Annotated in this window: 15 protein-coding genes; 8 read left to right on the top strand and 7 right to left on the bottom strand. The window is 62.2% G+C overall.

Annotated features, from left to right (window positions below; translation table 11 throughout):
- The first annotated feature begins 65 nt into the window (after positions 1–65).
- Both aroQ and BLL36_RS18105 read left to right on the top strand, forming a co-directional pair.
- Entirely contained in the window at positions 66–515 is a 450-nt protein-coding gene (gene aroQ / locus BLL36_RS18110; protein WP_076952711.1) for a type II 3-dehydroquinate dehydratase, read from the top strand.
- Positions 512–1,360 carry a shikimate dehydrogenase gene (locus BLL36_RS18105; protein WP_076952710.1) on the top strand — a complete coding sequence of 283 codons (849 nt, stop codon included), beginning with the start codon at positions 512–514 and terminating at the stop codon, positions 1,358–1,360. The genes aroQ and BLL36_RS18105 overlap by 4 nt, the downstream gene beginning before the upstream one ends.
- Before the next feature lie 142 nt (positions 1,361–1,502).
- On the opposite strand, the gene BLL36_RS18100 is transcribed toward BLL36_RS18105, so the two are convergent.
- Positions 1,503–2,144: a TetR/AcrR family transcriptional regulator gene (locus BLL36_RS18100; RefSeq protein WP_076952709.1), complete on the bottom strand. Its 642-nt coding sequence runs from the start codon at positions 2,142–2,144 to the stop codon at positions 1,503–1,505.
- Positions 2,145–2,221: 77 nt separating this feature from the next.
- Positions 2,222–4,123 (bottom strand): 3-dehydroshikimate dehydratase QuiC, encoded by a 1,902-nt coding sequence (quiC, locus tag BLL36_RS18095; protein ID WP_076952708.1) that lies wholly within the window; start codon positions 4,121–4,123, stop codon positions 2,222–2,224.
- Positions 4,124–4,335: 212 nt separating this feature from the next.
- On the opposite strand from quiC, the gene BLL36_RS18090 reads away from it, so the two are divergent.
- Complete coding sequence (locus tag BLL36_RS18090; protein WP_076952707.1) at positions 4,336–5,670, top strand: MFS transporter; 1,335 nt, start codon at positions 4,336–4,338, stop codon at positions 5,668–5,670.
- A gap of 1 nt (position 5,671) precedes the next feature.
- Here BLL36_RS18090 and BLL36_RS18085 read toward each other — a convergent pair whose 3' ends face one another.
- Positions 5,672–6,550, bottom strand: coding sequence for a DMT family transporter (locus tag BLL36_RS18085; protein ID WP_076952706.1), 879 nt, complete (start codon positions 6,548–6,550; stop codon positions 5,672–5,674).
- Positions 6,551–6,728: 178 nt separating this feature from the next.
- Here BLL36_RS18085 and BLL36_RS18080 point away from each other — a divergent pair, with 178 nt between their 5' ends.
- The 3 genes from BLL36_RS18080 to BLL36_RS18070 are packed head-to-tail and all read left to right on the top strand — an operon-like array spanning position 6,729 to position 9,044.
- Positions 6,729–7,142, top strand: coding sequence for a lipoprotein (locus tag BLL36_RS18080; RefSeq protein ID WP_076952705.1), 414 nt, complete (start codon positions 6,729–6,731; stop codon positions 7,140–7,142).
- Positions 7,143–7,187: 45 nt separating this feature from the next.
- Positions 7,188–8,069 carry a KPN_02809 family neutral zinc metallopeptidase gene (gene ypfJ / locus BLL36_RS18075; RefSeq protein WP_076952704.1) on the top strand — a complete coding sequence of 294 codons (882 nt, stop codon included), beginning with the start codon at positions 7,188–7,190 and terminating at the stop codon, positions 8,067–8,069.
- Positions 8,070–9,044, top strand: a complete 975-nt coding sequence (locus BLL36_RS18070; RefSeq protein ID WP_076952703.1) for a hypothetical protein — start codon at positions 8,070–8,072, stop codon at positions 9,042–9,044. It abuts the gene before it with no gap.
- Between the two features lie 241 nt (positions 9,045–9,285).
- Here the strand turns inward: BLL36_RS18070 and BLL36_RS18065 are convergent, their stop codons facing one another.
- From BLL36_RS18065 to BLL36_RS18055, 3 genes are read right to left on the bottom strand one after another with little or no spacing between them, the layout of a single operon-like run.
- On the bottom strand, positions 9,286–9,873 hold the full coding sequence (locus tag BLL36_RS18065; protein ID WP_076952702.1) for an HAD family hydrolase: 588 nt from the start codon (positions 9,871–9,873) through the stop codon (positions 9,286–9,288).
- Positions 9,870–10,739, bottom strand: coding sequence for an acyl-CoA thioesterase II (tesB, locus tag BLL36_RS18060; protein WP_076952701.1), 870 nt, complete (start codon positions 10,737–10,739; stop codon positions 9,870–9,872). Before tesB ends, BLL36_RS18065 begins: the two co-directional genes overlap by 4 nt.
- 38 nt (positions 10,740–10,777) lie before the next feature.
- Positions 10,778–11,347, bottom strand: coding sequence for a GNAT family N-acetyltransferase (locus BLL36_RS18055; protein WP_076952700.1), 570 nt, complete (start codon positions 11,345–11,347; stop codon positions 10,778–10,780).
- Positions 11,348–11,423: 76 nt separating this feature from the next.
- On the opposite strand from BLL36_RS18055, the gene BLL36_RS18050 reads away from it, so the two are divergent.
- Both BLL36_RS18050 and BLL36_RS18045 read left to right on the top strand, forming a co-directional pair.
- Positions 11,424–12,344 carry a histone deacetylase family protein gene (locus BLL36_RS18050; protein ID WP_076952699.1) on the top strand — a complete coding sequence of 307 codons (921 nt, stop codon included), beginning with the start codon at positions 11,424–11,426 and terminating at the stop codon, positions 12,342–12,344.
- Between the two features lie 171 nt (positions 12,345–12,515).
- Positions 12,516–13,742 carry a TIGR03862 family flavoprotein gene (locus BLL36_RS18045; protein WP_076952698.1) on the top strand — a complete coding sequence of 409 codons (1,227 nt, stop codon included), beginning with the start codon at positions 12,516–12,518 and terminating at the stop codon, positions 13,740–13,742.
- A gap of 120 nt (positions 13,743–13,862) precedes the next feature.
- Here the strand turns inward: BLL36_RS18045 and BLL36_RS18040 are convergent, their stop codons facing one another.
- Positions 13,863–15,197 carry a DEAD/DEAH box helicase gene (locus BLL36_RS18040; protein WP_076952697.1) on the bottom strand — a complete coding sequence of 445 codons (1,335 nt, stop codon included), beginning with the start codon at positions 15,195–15,197 and terminating at the stop codon, positions 13,863–13,865.
- Between the last annotated feature and the right edge of the window lie 14 nt (positions 15,198–15,211).

Below are 15,211 nucleotides of genomic sequence, written 5' to 3'. Positions count from 1 at the left end.
TTGACCAAAGTAACCAACCAGTACATTTTGTCCACACAACTGACAAGAACTGTGGAGAACCCCTTATGCCGCCCCTCGTGCTGGTGCTCAACGGCCCCAACCTGAACCTGCTCGGTACCCGTGAGCCCGCTACTTACGGCCATGAAACCCTGGCCGAGGTCGCCGCCCTGTGTGGTCGCAGCGCCGAACAACTGGGGCTGAAAATCGAATTCCGCCAGACCAACCACGAAGGCGAATTGCTTGACTGGATCCACGGTGCCCGCGCGCGTTGCGCCGGCATCGTGATCAACCCGGCGGCCTGGACCCACACCTCGGTGGCGATTCGTGACGCACTGGTCGCCAGTGAAGTGCCGGTGATCGAGGTGCATCTGTCCAACGTGCATGCCCGGGAAGCGTTTCGTCATCACTCGTTCGTCTCGCCCATCGCCAAGGCGGTATTGGCCGGGTTCGGCAGCCAGGGCTACCACTTGGCCCTGGAACATTTCAGCCATCTGTTCAGAGGGCCGGCACAATGAAACCGCGCATCCTCGCCGGCCTGATCGGCGCCGGCATCCAGGCCTCCCGCACGCCCGCCCTGCATGAACAGGAAGGTGACGCCCAAGGCCTGCGCTACCTGTATCGCTTGATCGACCTTGAGCCACTGCACCTGGACATCAACGCCCTGCCCGACCTGCTGGACGCCGCCGAGTTGATGCGGTTCACGGGGCTGAACATCACTTACCCGTGCAAACAGGCCATTTTGCCGCTGCTCGATGACTTGTCCGACGAGGCCCGCGGCATTGGCGCGGTCAACACCGTGGTGTTCAAGGACGGCAAACGCATCGGCCACAATACCGACTGCCTGGGGTTCGCCGAAGGGTTTCGACGCAATTTGAATGATGTGCCCCGCCGGCGTGTAGTGCAGATGGGCGCCGGCGGGGCTGGCGCGGCGGTGGCGCATGCGTTGCTGGCAGAAGGCGTGGAGCACTTGAGTATTTTCGATGTGGACGTCACACGCGCCCGCGACCTTGTCGATAACCTTGCGCAGCATTTCGGCACCGGTCGCGCCCAGGTGGGCGGCCACTTGGAAAACGCGATGGCCGAGGCCGATGGTGTGGTGAATACCACGCCGATGGGCATGGCCAAGCTGCCTGGAACGCCGGTTCCAGCGGCCCTGTTGCGGGCAGAGCTCTGGGTGGCGGAAATCGTTTATTTCCCTTTGGAAACCGAACTGCTGCGCGACGCCCGCGCCCTGGGTTGCCGCACCCTGGATGGCGGCAACATGGCGGTGTTTCAGGCGGTGAAGGCGTTCGAGTTGTTCAGCGGGCAAGCGGCGGATGCGCAACGCATGCTGGCGCACTTCCAGAGCCTGAATACCTGACTGCCGAAACCGGATTACCTGTGGGAGCTGGCTTGCCTGCGATAGCGGTTTGCCAGGCGAAGGTGTAGCTCTGACACACTGCTATCGCGGGCAAGCCCGGCTCCCACATGGGTTGCATTCCAGCCTGGAGCGTTGCGTGTACTCAGGCCTGCAAGTAGCGCAACACCGACTCGCAAATCATGTCCCGATGCCGCTGCTTGACCGCCTCATCCGACAGCTCGATCTGAAAGATCTCACTGAACGTATGGCGGTTGGACACGCGGTAAAAGCTGAATGAGTTGATCAGCAGGTGCACGTCCAGCGGCTCCAGCCCCTCTCTGAATGCCCCCATCTGCGCCCCACGACGCAACGTTGCGCCCAACGCTTCGAGGATGTTGCTGTTCATCGCCTTGATCGCATCCGAGCGCTTCACGAATTCGGCATTGTGGATATTTTCGATGCTGACGATGCGCACGAAATCCACGTTCTGGTCGTGGTGATCAAAAGTGAACTCCACCAGCCGACGGATCGCTTCGCGCGGTTCCAGGGCGGTGAGGTTCATGCGGGTCTCGGTGTTGCGGATATCGCCGTAGAGCTTCTCGAGCACCTCGACGTACAACTGCTCCTTGCTGCCGAAGTAGTAGTAGATCATGCGCTTGGAGGTGTGGATGCGCTCGGCGATTGCGTCCACACGAGCGCCGGAAAGGCCCTGTTGGACAAACTCGACAATGGCTTCCTGGAGTATGTTCTCGCGGGTCTTTTCCGGATTGTTCTTACGACTCTTGCGGGGTGCCTCGGAGGTCATGGTGCGCTCACGGCCAGTGTATGCAGGCAATGATTATGGGCCGCGATGCGCAACGAAAGGAAGCACCTCGCCCGCCGTTATAAACGTGCCTGGCGCACCGCACCGCTGCGCGATTTGGCCATCGCCGCCAGGCGCACCGCCACGTTGGCCGCGCCATAGCCGGCATAGCCGTTCTTGCGCTGGATGATCTCGAAGAAAAACCGCCCCTCAAAGGGTTCGGTGTACACATGAAACAACTCGCCGCCCTGCGCGTCGCGGTCGTACAGCACGTTGTAATAGGCCAGCTCGCTGAGGAACTCCTCGTCAAAATCGAAGCGTGCCGCCAGGTCGTCGTAATAGTTGAGCGGGATATCCAGCAGCGGCACCCCGGCTTCTTTGGCGCGGCGCACCTCGGCGAAAATATCGGCGCAGTCGAACGCAATGTGGTGCACGCCCGAGCCGCGATAGCTCGACAATGCGTGGGAAATGGCCGTGTTGCGGTTCTCGGAGATATTCAGCGGCAGGCGAATCGAGCTGCAACGGCTGCGCAATGCGCGGCTTTTGACCAAGCCATAAGGGTCGGGCAACACCACTTCATCGTCGGCTTCGAAGTCCAGCAGGCTCTTGTAGAACAGCACCCAACTGTCAAGGCTGTCGGCCGGCAGCGCCATGGCCATGTGGTCGATGCGCAGCAAGCCACCGCTGGATGACGATGGCGGTTGCAGATTGAAATCCGTGTCGTACAGGCTGCCTTCGCTCGGGTCCACCAGGTAGATCAGGCTGCCGTCCGGCGCGCGCACCGCCGCCAGCTCCAGCTCATTGGGCCCGACCAGGCCGCGATAGGGCTGACCCTTGTAAGCCACCGCCCGCTCCAGGGCCTTGGCGCTGTCCTTGACCCGCATCGCAGTGGCGCACAACGACGGCCCGTGGGCTTCGAAGAAGTTGTGCGCGAAGGAATAGGGCTCGCAGTTGAGGATCAGGTTGATATCGCCCTGGCGCAGCAGGCTCACGCTCTTGGAGCGATGCTGCCCGGCCTTGACGAAGCCCAGGCGCTCCAGCCAGTGCGTGAGTTTGGCGCCGAGGCTTTCATCCACCGCGAACTCCAAAAATTCGATGCCGTCGTACTCGCTGGCGGCTGGGGTATCAAACAGAATCTCCACCGGTTGCGCGGGGGCCTCCTGTTTCAAGCGCTCGCGGGTCTTCTCTTCCAAGTACAACAGGGAGCGCAAGCCATCCGCCGCATTCGCCCGGGTGGGCGCGGCGCGAAAACCATCGTTGAAAATTTCCAGGGACAGTGGCCCGGTGTAACCGCTCTTGATGATCGGCGCGAGGAACCCCGCCAGATCGAATTCGCCCTGGCCAGGGAAGCAACGAAAATGCCGGCTCCACTCCAATACGTCCATGGCCAGGATCGGTGCATCGGCCATCTGCACAAAAAAGATCTTGTCGCCGGGGATCTGCGCAATGGCGTTCGGGTCGCCCTTGAGGGACAAGGTATGAAAGCTGTCCAACAGCACGCCAAGGGCCGGATGATCGACTTGGCGCACCAGGTTCCACACCTGTTGCCAGGTATTCACATGCTTGCCCCAGGCCAAGGCTTCGTAGCCAATGCGCAGGCCACGGCGGCCGGCGTGCTCGGCGAGCAGACTGAGATCATTGAGCAAAACAGACTCGTCGCCCACGCAATCGGCCGACGCATTGCTGCACACCAGCACCAGATCGGTGCCCAGTTCCTGCATCAGATCGAATTTGCGCTCGGCGCGCTCAAGGTTGCGCGCCAGGCGGTCGCGGCGGCAGCCTTCGAAGTCGCGAAACGGCTGGAACAACGTGATGGCAACGCCCAGGTCGGCGCACATCTGCTTAACTTCGCGCGGGCTGCCGTCGTAATACAACAAGTCGTTCTCGAATATTTCAACCCCGTCGAACCCGGCGGCGGCAATGGCTTCGAGCTTTTCCGGCAGGGTGCCGCTCAAGGAAACGGTGGCAATGGAACGTTGCATGGGCGACTCCCGGCAATTGTTGTTTGCGGCAAATTATTCGCCCCCAGCCTACACGCAGCAATTAAAATGTACGAACCGGTTAGTTTTTGGTGCGATTATCGAACACTATGCCGGTTTGGCGAATTGACGATTTTTTAGCCACTGCGCACCATCGATCACGCAAAGAAGACCCAAAACACACCATAAAAATTTCAAAAAACGGGTACGACCTCATGCCTCTGCAAAACTCCGTCCTGGCCGATCGCCCAGGCAACCCGCACGCCGGCATCGGCGACAAGATCCGCGGCGCCCTGGCCGTGGGTAAAACGCGCTGGGGCATGCTGGCCCTGGTGTTTTTCGCCACCACCCTGAACTACATCGACCGCGCCGCACTGGGCGTGATGCAACCGATCCTGGCCAAGGAAATGAGCTGGACGGCGATGGACTACGCCAACATCAACTTCTGGTTCCAGGTCGGCTACGCCATCGGTTTTGTGCTGCAAGGCCGCTTGATCGACCGGGTGGGCGTGAAACGCGTGTTCTTCTGCGCCGTATTGCTGTGGAGCCTGGCGACCGGCGCCCACGGCCTGGCCACGTCGGCGGTGGGCTTTATGGTGTGTCGTTTCATCCTCGGGCTGACCGAAGCGGCCAACTACCCGGCGTGCGTCAAAACCACACGTCTGTGGTTCCCGGCGGGTGAACGTGCGGTGGCCACCGGTATCTTCAATGCCGGCACCAACGTCGGCGCAATGATGACGCCGATGCTGTTGCCCTTGATCCTGCACGTGTGGGGCTGGCAAGCGGCGTTCCTGTGCATGGCATCGCTCGGCGCGATCTGGCTGGTGTTCTGGGGGTTGAAGTACTACAACCCCGAAGAGCATCCGACGGTTAAACAATCCGAATTGGACTACGTGCAACAGCAGGTCGAGCCGGAACAACCTGGCGTACCGTTCAGCCGCATCCTGCGCATGCGCGGCACCTGGGCGTTCGCCATCGCCTACGCGCTGACCGCACCGGTGTTCTGGTTCTACCTGTATTGGCTGCCGCCGTTCCTGAACCAGCAATACAACCTGGGCATCAACGTGACCCAGATGGGTATCCCGCTGATCATCATCTACCTGACCGCGGACTTCGGCAGCGTGGGGGGCGGGATTCTGTCCTCGTTCCTGATCGGTCGCGGGATGAACTCAATCAAGGCGCGGCTGCTGTCGATGCTGCTGTTTGCCTGCTGCATCGTCGGCGTGATCATGGCCGCCGGCTCCAGCCAGCTGTGGGTCGCGGTGTTTGCCATCTCTCTGGCGATTGGCGCGCACCAGGCCTGGACCGCCAACATCTGGAGCCTGGTGATGGACTACACGCCCAAGCACATGATGAGCACGGTGTTTGGTTTCGGCGGCATGTGCGCGGCCATCGGCGGCATGTTCATGACCCAGATCGTCGGTCACATCCTGACGGTGACCCACAACAACTACACCGTGTTGTTCACCCTGATCCCCGCGATGTACTTCATTGCGCTGACCTGGATGTACTTCATGGCGCCGCGCAAGATTCCCGCCGTAGACGCCTGATCTACCTGCGCCGCTGCTGCCAGGCAGCGGCCAACCCGCTCATGCAGATCACCCCGATGCCGACCACGGTGGTCATGTCGGGGGTATGACTGAACACCAGCCAGCCCAGCAAGCCCGCGAACACGATCTGGCAGTAGCCGAACGGCGCCAGCAACGCCGGCGCCGCGAAGCGGAACGCCTGGGTCAGCATCAGGTGCGCGGTCATCCCGCACGTGCCCAGCGCCAGCATCAACACGCCGTGCCACAGGGTCGGCACCTGCCAGAAGAACGGCACCATCGCACTCATCACCAGGGTATTGCACAGCCCGGCGAAGAAATTGCTGGTGGTCGGCGTGTCGAATTTGCTCAGGATGCGCGTGAGCAATTGGTAGAAGCAGAAAAACGTCGCTGAACACAGCGGCAGCAGCACCGCCGGGGTAAACAATTCGCCGCCGGGGTGGATGATGATCACCACGCCGACAAACCCGCAGATCACCGCCAGCCATTGGCCACGCGTCACGTGCTCGCCGAGCAGCGGCACAGAAAGCGCTGTCACCAGGATCGGCGCGAGGAAGTTCACCGCCGTGGCCTCGGCCAACGGGATGTAATGCAGCGCCGCCGTGAAAAACAGGCTGGTGCCCAACAGGCACAGCGCCCGCACCACCTGCATGCCAGGCCGTTTGCTGCGCAGTACGCGCAGGCCTGATTGCGGCAGGAAAATGCCCGCCATCAACAGGGTATGCACCAGGTAACGTGCCCACACCACCATCACAATCGGATAGAACCCGGCCAGGTATTTGGACAACGCGTCATGGCTGGAGAACAGAAACGTCGCCAGCACAATCAGCAAAATGCCTTTGAAAGGATGGTTGACGCCGGAAAGGGGGGTGCTGAGTGTCATTGAATCCTCGTGTGGGAAGCGCGATGGCGTTCAACCCGATAATCTAGCAGTTGGGCCAGAGTCTGCCCCAAGAGCATAACCAAACACCGTGCGAACAGCGCACTAAATCACGGGATTCGAGTCCAACGCTGCACATTGATCTCCGTGCTGTACATTTTTTAACCAAGGCCCTGCCACTATGAAAAAAATACTCTTCGCCTTGTCTGCCCTTGCCCTGCTCACCGCGTGCAATCAAGAAGCCAAGGACGCGCCTAAACCCGCGCCGGCTTCCGTGCAGGCCACCCTGGTGCCAGAAACCCCGCCCACCGACAAATGGGTCGGTAAATGGATCGGCGTCGAGGGCCTCTACCTGACCATCGCCAAGGACGACAGCGTCGGCCGCGGTCACTACCTGCTCACCATGCAATACGGCCTCGATGCGGACGACTCCGGGACCTTCAAGGGTGAGGCCGCCGAGGACGGCATCGCCTTCAATCGCCCGGACGGCCCGCAACTGTTGCGTGCCGGCGACGGTGAAGCCACCGGGCTGAAATGGCTGGCCGACAAGAAGGACTGCCTGATTGTCGATACCGGCGAAGGCTACTGCCGCTAATTACAGCCATACTCAAATACTGTCATCACCCAGAGGATTGCCCACATGCTATGGAAAAAAGGCCGACGCAGCGACAACGTGGTGGATGCCCGCGATGGCGGCGGCGGTGGCGGCATGCGCTTCGGTGGCGGCAAGGGCCTGAGCCTCACGGCCATTGTGCTGATCGTCGGCATCGGCTGGCTGACCGGCCAGGACCCGATGCAGATCCTCGGCCAACTGACCGGGCAGATGGAACAGGCGCCTTCGGTGAGCACACAGTCGCGCCAGGCGCCGCCGGCCAACGATGAGCAGGCTGATTTCGTCCGCGCCGTGCTGGGCGATACCGAAGACACCTGGGGCCAGGTGTTCCAGGAAAACGGGTTGGCCTACAAGAACCCCAAATTGGTCCTGTTCCGTGGCCGGGTGAATTCCGCCTGCGGCGGCGCTACCTCGGCCAGCGGCCCGTTCTACTGCCCGGCTGACCAGCAGGTGTACCTGGACCTGGAGTTCTTCCGGGAAATGTCGCAACGCTTCCAGGCCGCCGGCGACTTTGCCCAGGCCTACGTGATCGCTCACGAAGTCGGGCACCACGTGCAGACGCTGCTGGGCATTTCGTCGAAGATCCAGGCCGCGCGCCAACAAGGCCGGCAGATGGAAGGTGACGGCGGGCTGTTGGTACGCCAGGAACTGCAAGCCGACTGCTTCGCCGGGGTGTGGGCCAACCGCGCGCAAAAGCGCTTGAACTGGCTGGAACCCGGCGACATCGAGGAGGCCCTGAATGCGGCCAACGCCATTGGCGACGACCGTTTGCAGCAACAGGGCCAGGGCCGCGTGGTGCCGGACTCGTTTACCCATGGCACCTCCGCGCAGCGGGTGCGCTGGTTCAAGACCGGCTTTGCCCAAGGCCAGATCTCGCAATGCGACACCTTTGCCGCCAAGAGCCTTTAAATGAACCCACGATGGGGATGGCTGTTGGCCGTGTTATTGGCGTGTCCAACGGTGGCGGCCGAACATGGCGTAAAGGTAGTCAGCCCCGATCGCTTTCACCTGCAGGCCGGCGACCTCAGCCTGGGCATGAGCCAGGACTGGCGCCAGCCGCTGCCGAACGTCACCCGCGTGCTGATCATCGTGCATGGCCGCCTGCGTAACGCGCAGACCTATCTGCAAAGTGGTGAGGACGCGGCTGCGCACGCGAAGGTTGGCGGCACCACGCTGGTGATTGCGCCGCAGTTTCTCAACGACGCCGACATCAAGCGCAACCACTTGGGTAACCAGGTGTTGCGCTGGAACGGCAACGACTGGATGGCCGGCGAGGAATCGACGGGGCCCGGCCATATCAGCTCCTTCGGCGCCCTGGACCAGATCATCAAGCACCTGGGCAACCGCAGCTTATTCCCGGCGCTCAAGGAAATCGTGGTGGCGGGTCATTCCGGCGGCGGCCAGGTGGTGCAACGTTTCGCCCTCATGGGTCACGACCACCCTGCCCTGCACAGCGAAGGCATCAGCCTGCGTTATGTAGTGGCCAACCCTTCGTCCTACGCCTACTTCAACCCACAGCGCCCGGTAGAATTTGCCGTGGCCGATTGCCCCAGCTTCAACGACTGGAAGTACGGCATGCAGAAGTTGCCAGCCTACGCCGAGGGCCGCGGGCCCCAGCAGTTGGAACAGGCTTATGTGTCACGGGATATCACGTATCTGCTGGGCCAGCAGGACACCGACCCGAACCACCCGGCGCTCGACAAAGGCTGCGAAGCCGAGACCCAGGGCGCTTATCGGTTGATTCGGGGGCATAACTATTTTGACGCCCTGAAGCTGCGGCATCCGCAGTTGAGCCACAAGCTGGTGGAGGTGCCGGGGGTGGGACATGACGGGGAAAAGATGTTTACGTCGGCGCAGGGGCAGAAAGTACTGTTTCCTCAATAGCCCTGAAGAAACCCAATCACCCTGTGGGAGCTGGCTTGCCTGCGATGGCGGTGTGTAGTGAGCGGGCTTGTCCCACGCTGGGTGGCGAAGCCGCCCCAAACCAGGCGACTCGGTTCTACCTGGAGGTCGACGGTGTTTTTATTGGGGCCGCTTCGCAGCCCAGCGCGGGGCAAGCCCGCTCACTACACACCGCCATCGCAGGCAAGCCAGCTCCCACATTTTGATAATCATCGCCTGGGGTTTAGATCATCCGGCGCAATACCACGCAATCCTCGGCATGCCAATCCACCAATTCCGGCCACGGGTTTTCCGGCAGGTTAACCAACACCGTCCGCGTCCCCGCCGCCCGGCCGCAATCCAGGTCGAAGCGGTAATCCCCCACCATCACCATTTCGCTCGGCGCTACAGCCCAGGCCGCCGCCAGTTTCAGCAAACCGCCGGGGTCGGGTTTGGGAGGCGCATCCTCACGCCCCAGCACATCGTCGATGGCAAAACAGTCCGCCAAGCCGATTGCCTGCAGCGTTACATGCGCCAACTCCCGCGCGTTGCGCGTCAAGATGCCCAAGCGATACCCGCGCCCGGCCAGCTCGCGAACCAGCTCAACCGCGCCCTGCGCCGCGACCGAACCCAGCGCCAGCTCACGCTCGTGCTCCAGCAACCAGGCATGCTTGGCCGCTGCGATATCCGCCGGCAATGCGGCCAGGTGTGTGAGGATGTCGTCCTCGGGCGGGATCTCCAAGGCCACGCGAATGGCGGCAAAATCATGCACAGCCACCGTGAGGGTGCCGTCCATGTCGAACACCCAATGCTTGACCGCGCTCAGGCTCATGCCCAGTCCTTGCGATGGCGGACCAAGCCTTCCTGGGTCACCGAAGCCACCAGTTGCCCGGCGCGGTTGTACACGCTGCCACGGGAGAAACCCCGGGAATTGCCGGCCCACGGGCTGTCCATGGCGTAAAGCAGCCAGTCATCGGCACGCAGGTCGGCGTGGAACCACAGCGCGTGGTCCAGACTGGCCACTTGCATATCTTTTTGCCACACGGTCTTGCCATGGGGCAGCAAGGACGTGGTCAGCAGGCCGAAATCCGAAGCGTAGGCCAGCAAGTACTTGTGCAGCGCCGGCGCGTCGGCCAGGGCGCCGTCGGCCCGAAACCACACGTACTTGACCGGATCGGACGGCTGCGGGTTGAACGGGTCTTTTTCGGTGACCGGGCGCACTTCGATCGGCTTGGGGCACAGCAACTTGTCGCGCATGTGCTCGGGGATCAGGTGCGCGCGCTGCTTGGTCAGCTCCAGTTCCGACGGCAGGTTTTCCGGGCCGACCACCACGGGCATGGTGGTCTGGTGCTCGAAGCCTTTTTCGTCGTACTGGAACGAGGCGCTGCAGGTGAAGATCGGGTGGCCCTTCTGGATCGCCGTCACGCGGCGGGTGCTGAAACTGCCACCGTCGCGCACCCGGTCCACCGAGTACACCACTGGCAACGCCGCGTCACCCGGACGCAGGAAATAACCGTGCAGAGAGTGCACGTGCCGCGCTTCTTCCACGGTCTGACTGGCCGCCGACAGCGACTGGCCGAGCACCTGGCCGCCGAACAGTTGACGAAAGCCCAGGTCCTGGCTGCGGCCGCGAAAGAGGTTTTCCTCGATCGGCTCCAGGGTCAGCAAGTCCACCAGATCTTCCAATACTTGGCTCATAGAGCAACTCCTACAATCTACGGGGCATTCCGCGCTGCTTATCCGTGCAGCGTGTCCAACCATTGGGCGCGGGTGATGCGGTACAAAACGTGATGGCGCAGCGGGTCATCGGCTGCGACCTTGGGGTGTTCAAAATCTGCCAGCGGATCGTAATGCATACCGATGGCCTGCATGACTTTTTGTGATGGCAGATTGGCTTCGGTGGTGAAGGCAATCATTTCATCCAACTGTAGGCGGTCGAAACCACAGCGCAGTGCGGTCCAGGCGGCCTCGCTGGCGTAACCCAGGCCCCAATGCTCACGGGCCAGGCGCCAGCCGATTTCCACCGCAGGCGTGAAGCCGGCTTCAAAGCTGACGTTCTGCAGCCCGGTCAAACCGATGAATTCGCCGGTGTCCTTGCGCTGCAAGGCCCAAAAACCAAAGCCGTATTCGGCGAAGTGGCCGCGAATACGGCCGATCAACGCGGCGCTTTCCAGGTGGCTCAATTTGGCCGGGAAATAGCGCATCACCTGCGGGTCCGCGCACATGCGCGCAAAGTCCGGCAGGTCGCTGTCGCGCCATTGGCGCAGCACCAGGCGTGCGCTTTCCAATTGCAGTATCGGCTCCATGGGGCCCCTCTCCTTGCCATGTGCGTGAGTGTACAGCGCTGGTAAGATCCGTCGCAGGTTCCCGTCAGAAAATCCCATGCCCTTGCCTTTGATCTACCACGATGACTACAGCCCAGAGTTCCCGGCGGACCATCGCTTCCCCATGGACAAGTTCCGCCTGTTGCGCGACCACCTGGTGGACAGCGGCCTGACCGAAGACAGCCAGTTGCTGCGCCCAGACCTGTGCCCGCCCGAGATTCTGGCGCTTGCCCATGACGCTGGGTATATCGAACGCTACATGGGCGGCGAGTTGTCCCGCGAAGACCAACGGCGCCTCGGTCTGCCCTGGAACGAGGCCCTGGCGCGCCGCACCGTGCGGGCGGTGGGCGGTTCCATCCTGGCGGCGGAACAGGCGCTGGAGCACGGCCTGGCGTGCCACTTGGCGGGCGGCACTCACCACGCGCACTACGACTATCCGGCGGGCTTTTGCATCTTCAATGACCTGGCCGTGATCAGCCATTACCTGCTGGCCAGCGGCCGGGTCAACCGCGTGCTGATCTTCGACTGCGACGTGCACCAGGGCGACGGCACCGCGCGCATCCTCCACGACACACCGGACGCCATCACCGTGTCGCTGCACTGCGAAAAGAACTTCCCCGCGCGCAAGGCCCAGAGCGACTGGGACATTCCGTTGCCCATGGGCATGGGCGATGCCGATTACCTCAAGGTGGTGGACGACGCGCTCAACTACCTGTTGCCGCTCTATCAACCTGACCTGGTGCTGTATGACGCCGGCGTCGATGTGCATAAAGACGACGCCCTCGGTTACCTCAAGCTGACAGACCAAGGCGTCGCCAACCGCGACGAAAGCGTGATGCGCCACTGCCTGGGCCGCGACATTCCGGTGATGGGCGTGATCGGCGGCGGCTACAGCAAGGACCGCCCGGCCCTGGCGCGCCGCCATGGCATTCTGCACCACAGCGCACAACGGGTATGGACGTCATCAGGTTGTCATTGAGGTGTGGGCGTTACCCACAATGGCTGTGGAACGGCCTGTGGATAACTTGAGCGTAAGCGGCTAAGAACACGCCGCAGCAAGGCTTGTAGGAAAGTGTACATTTTTTGATCAGGCAGGCGCCGCTCTGTCCGGTAGAATGTTCGGCCTATTCACAGCACCGTAGCCCTGCCCATGCCTCAGACCCAACCTCACCGCGTCACCGTTATCGGCGGCGGCCCAGCCGGGCTAATGGCCGCCGAAGTATTGAGCCAGGCCGGGGTACGCGTGGACCTGTACGACGGCATGCCTTCGGTCGGGCGCAAATTCTTGCTGGCTGGGGTGGGCGGCATGAACATCACCCACTCCGAAGCGTACCCGGCGTTTGTGTCGCGCTACGCCGAGCGCGCAGCGCAGATGGCGCCGTTGCTGCGAGGGTTTGGTGCCGAGGCGTTGTGCGAATGGATCCATGGTTTGGGCATTCAAACCTTCGTCGGCACCTCCGGCCGAGTCTTTCCTACCGACATGAAAGCCGCCCCTCTGCTGCGCGCCTGGCTCAAGCGCCTGCGCGACCAGGGCGTGGTTATCCACACCCGGCATCGCTGGACCGGCTGGAATGCCCAAGGCGATTTACTTATCCACAGCCCGACAGGCGAACACGTTGTCCACAACGACGCCGTGCTGCTGGCGCTTGGCGGCGGCAGCTGGTCACGCCTTGGCTCCGATGGGGCCTGGCTTAACATCCTGGAAAGCAAAGGCGTGCCCTACGTGCGCTTGCAGCCGAGCAATTGTGGCTTCGAGGTGTCGGCCTGGAGCGACCTGATGGTCAGCAAATTCGCCGGCGCACCGTTGAAAAACGTCGCCATCGGGCTGGGGGATGACAAGCCTCGCTTGGGCGAATGCGTAATCACCGCCACGGGTATCGAGGGCAGCCTGATCTACGCGCTGTCGGCGCCGATTCGTGAGGCGATCAATCGCGACGGCGCCGCCACGGTGCATATCGATTTGCTGCCGAGCAAGCCGCTGGACAAGGTGCAGGCGGCACTCGCCAAACCACGTGGCTCGCGCTCGATGAGCAAACATCTGCACAGCCAGTTGGGGCTGGACGGGGTCAAGGCCGCGTTGTTGCGCGAAGTGACGCCGGCCGGACACTTTAACGACCCGGCGCAATTGGCGGTGGATATCAAGGCGTTGCCATTGACCCTGGTGAAGACGCGGCCCATCGATGAAGCCATCAGCACCGCAGGCGGCGTGCCGTTTGAGGCGCTGGATGAACGGCTGATGCTCAAGCAATTGCCCGGAGTGTTTTGTGCGGGCGAGATGCTCGATTGGGAAGCGCCGACCGGAGGATATTTGCTGACCGGGTGTTTTGCCAGTGGCCGGGCGGCTGGGCGGGGGATGTTGGAGTGGCTTAAGCGCTGAGTCTTGCGGTGAACCTTAGATCGCATCGCAGGCAAGCCAGCTCCCACATTTTGATGTGTAAACACCGTCAATGTGGGAGCTGGCTTGCCTGCGATAGCGCCCGCACAGGCGCCGAAAATCTTACTTCTTCTTACGCGGCCCAGTATTGAACACCGGCACCTTGCGCACCGGCTTGATCGAAGGCTCCGCCGGCGTCACTTCCCCGCTGTCCACCCACTTGCCCAGGTTGCGCTTACCGCCGCCCCCCGACGATTTAGGCTTCTTCGGCTTTTTCGGTTTCTTCACCACCTGCCCACTGGCATCGGTGTCCGGCACGCGATGCTCCGGTTCAAAATCCTGCTCCATGTGCCGGGTCAAGGTCTGACGCGTGAGCATCTCGATGGCCGACAGCATGTTCACCTCGTCGGCGCAAACCAGGGAAATCGCTTCACCGGTGTTGCCTGCACGCCCGGTACGCCCGATACGGTGGATGTAATCCTCCGCCACGATCGGCAGGTCGAAATTGACTACCAGCGGCAGGTCTTCGATGTCCAGCCCGCGCGCGGCCACATCGGTGGCCACCAGGATCTGCACGTCACTGGATTTGAACCGGTCCAGCGCACGTTGACGCGTGGCTTGCGGCTTGTCGCCGTGAATGCCGTCGGCATTGATGCCCAGGCCCTGCAACTTATCCACCAATGCATCCACGCCGTTACGGGTCTTGGCGAACACCAGCACCTGCTTCCAACGGCCCTTGCGCATCAGGTGCACAAACAGCTCCGCCTTGCGCTTCTTGTCCACCGGCACCACCCACTGCTTCACGGTGTTGGCGGCGACGTTGCGCGGGCTGACTTCGATGGTCAGCGGGTCGTTGAGCATCTGCCCGGCCAGCAGGCGGATCTCATCGGAAAAGGTCGCGGAGAACAGCAAGGTCTGGCGCTTTTTCGGCAGCATGCGGTAGATGTTCGCCAGCTCCTCGGAAAAGCCCAGGTCGAGCATGCGGTCGGCTTCATCCAGCACCAGGGTTTGCAGCTGATTGAGCTTCAAGGCGTTCTGGCGGAACAGGTCGATCAGGCGGCCAGGCGTGGCGACCAGGATGTCGACGCCCTTGCGCAGCTTCATCATCTGCGGGTTGATGCTCACTCCGCCGTACACCGCGTAGGTGGTCAGCGGCAGGTTTTGCGCGTACTCGGCGACACTGGCGTGAACCTGCTCGGCCAGTTCGCGGGTCGGGCACAGGATCAGCGCACGCGCCGAATTGGCGGCGACTTTCGGCCCTTCCAGGGTCAGCAGTTGCAGGAGCGGCACGGCGAAGCCGGCGGTCTTGCCAGTGCCGGTCTGGGCCGCGGCCATCAGGTCGCGACCGGCCAGCACCGCCGGAATGGCCTGCGCCTGCACCGGCGTCGGGGTCTGGTAGCCAAGCGTCTCAAGGGCGCGCAGCAAGGGTTCGATCAGGCCAAGGGTGGCGAAAGTCATGTGTTTACCGTAGG

This window comes from Pseudomonas cedrina subsp. cedrina, from assembly GCF_001983175.1.
In the GTDB taxonomy this organism is placed as follows: domain Bacteria; phylum Pseudomonadota; class Gammaproteobacteria; order Pseudomonadales; family Pseudomonadaceae; genus Aquipseudomonas; species Aquipseudomonas cedrina.
The sequence above is the reverse complement of the archived record's forward strand: the minus strand, read 5'-3'. Positions and strand labels throughout refer to the sequence as shown.

Excerpts from the sequence above, each read along its gene's own strand:
- BLL36_RS18090 (WP_076952707.1), top strand. The coding sequence starts at position 4,336 with ATGCCTCTGCAAAACTCCGTCCTGGCCGATCGCCCAGGCAACCCGCAC.
- BLL36_RS18105 (WP_076952710.1), top strand. The coding sequence starts at position 512 with ATGAAACCGCGCATCCTCGCCGGCCTGATCGGCGCCGGCATCCAGGCC.
- BLL36_RS18085 (WP_076952706.1), bottom strand. The coding sequence starts at position 6,550 with ATGACACTCAGCACCCCCCTTTCCGGCGTCAACCATCCTTTCAAAGGC.
- BLL36_RS18080 (WP_076952705.1), top strand. The coding sequence starts at position 6,729 with ATGAAAAAAATACTCTTCGCCTTGTCTGCCCTTGCCCTGCTCACCGCG.
- BLL36_RS18055 (WP_076952700.1), bottom strand. The coding sequence starts at position 11,347 with ATGGAGCCGATACTGCAATTGGAAAGCGCACGCCTGGTGCTGCGCCAA.
- BLL36_RS18040 (WP_076952697.1), bottom strand. The coding sequence starts at position 15,197 with ATGACTTTCGCCACCCTTGGCCTGATCGAACCCTTGCTGCGCGCCCTT.
- aroQ (WP_076952711.1), top strand. The coding sequence starts at position 66 with ATGCCGCCCCTCGTGCTGGTGCTCAACGGCCCCAACCTGAACCTGCTC.
- tesB (WP_076952701.1), bottom strand. The coding sequence starts at position 10,739 with ATGAGCCAAGTATTGGAAGATCTGGTGGACTTGCTGACCCTGGAGCCG.
- BLL36_RS18100 (WP_076952709.1), bottom strand. The coding sequence starts at position 2,144 with ATGACCTCCGAGGCACCCCGCAAGAGTCGTAAGAACAATCCGGAAAAG.
- BLL36_RS18070 (WP_076952703.1), top strand. The coding sequence starts at position 8,070 with ATGAACCCACGATGGGGATGGCTGTTGGCCGTGTTATTGGCGTGTCCA.
- BLL36_RS18050 (WP_076952699.1), top strand. The coding sequence starts at position 11,424 with ATGCCCTTGCCTTTGATCTACCACGATGACTACAGCCCAGAGTTCCCG.
- BLL36_RS18045 (WP_076952698.1), top strand. The coding sequence starts at position 12,516 with ATGCCTCAGACCCAACCTCACCGCGTCACCGTTATCGGCGGCGGCCCA.
- ypfJ (WP_076952704.1), top strand. The coding sequence starts at position 7,188 with ATGCTATGGAAAAAAGGCCGACGCAGCGACAACGTGGTGGATGCCCGC.
- BLL36_RS18065 (WP_076952702.1), bottom strand. The coding sequence starts at position 9,873 with ATGAGCCTGAGCGCGGTCAAGCATTGGGTGTTCGACATGGACGGCACC.
- quiC (WP_076952708.1), bottom strand. The coding sequence starts at position 4,123 with ATGCAACGTTCCATTGCCACCGTTTCCTTGAGCGGCACCCTGCCGGAA.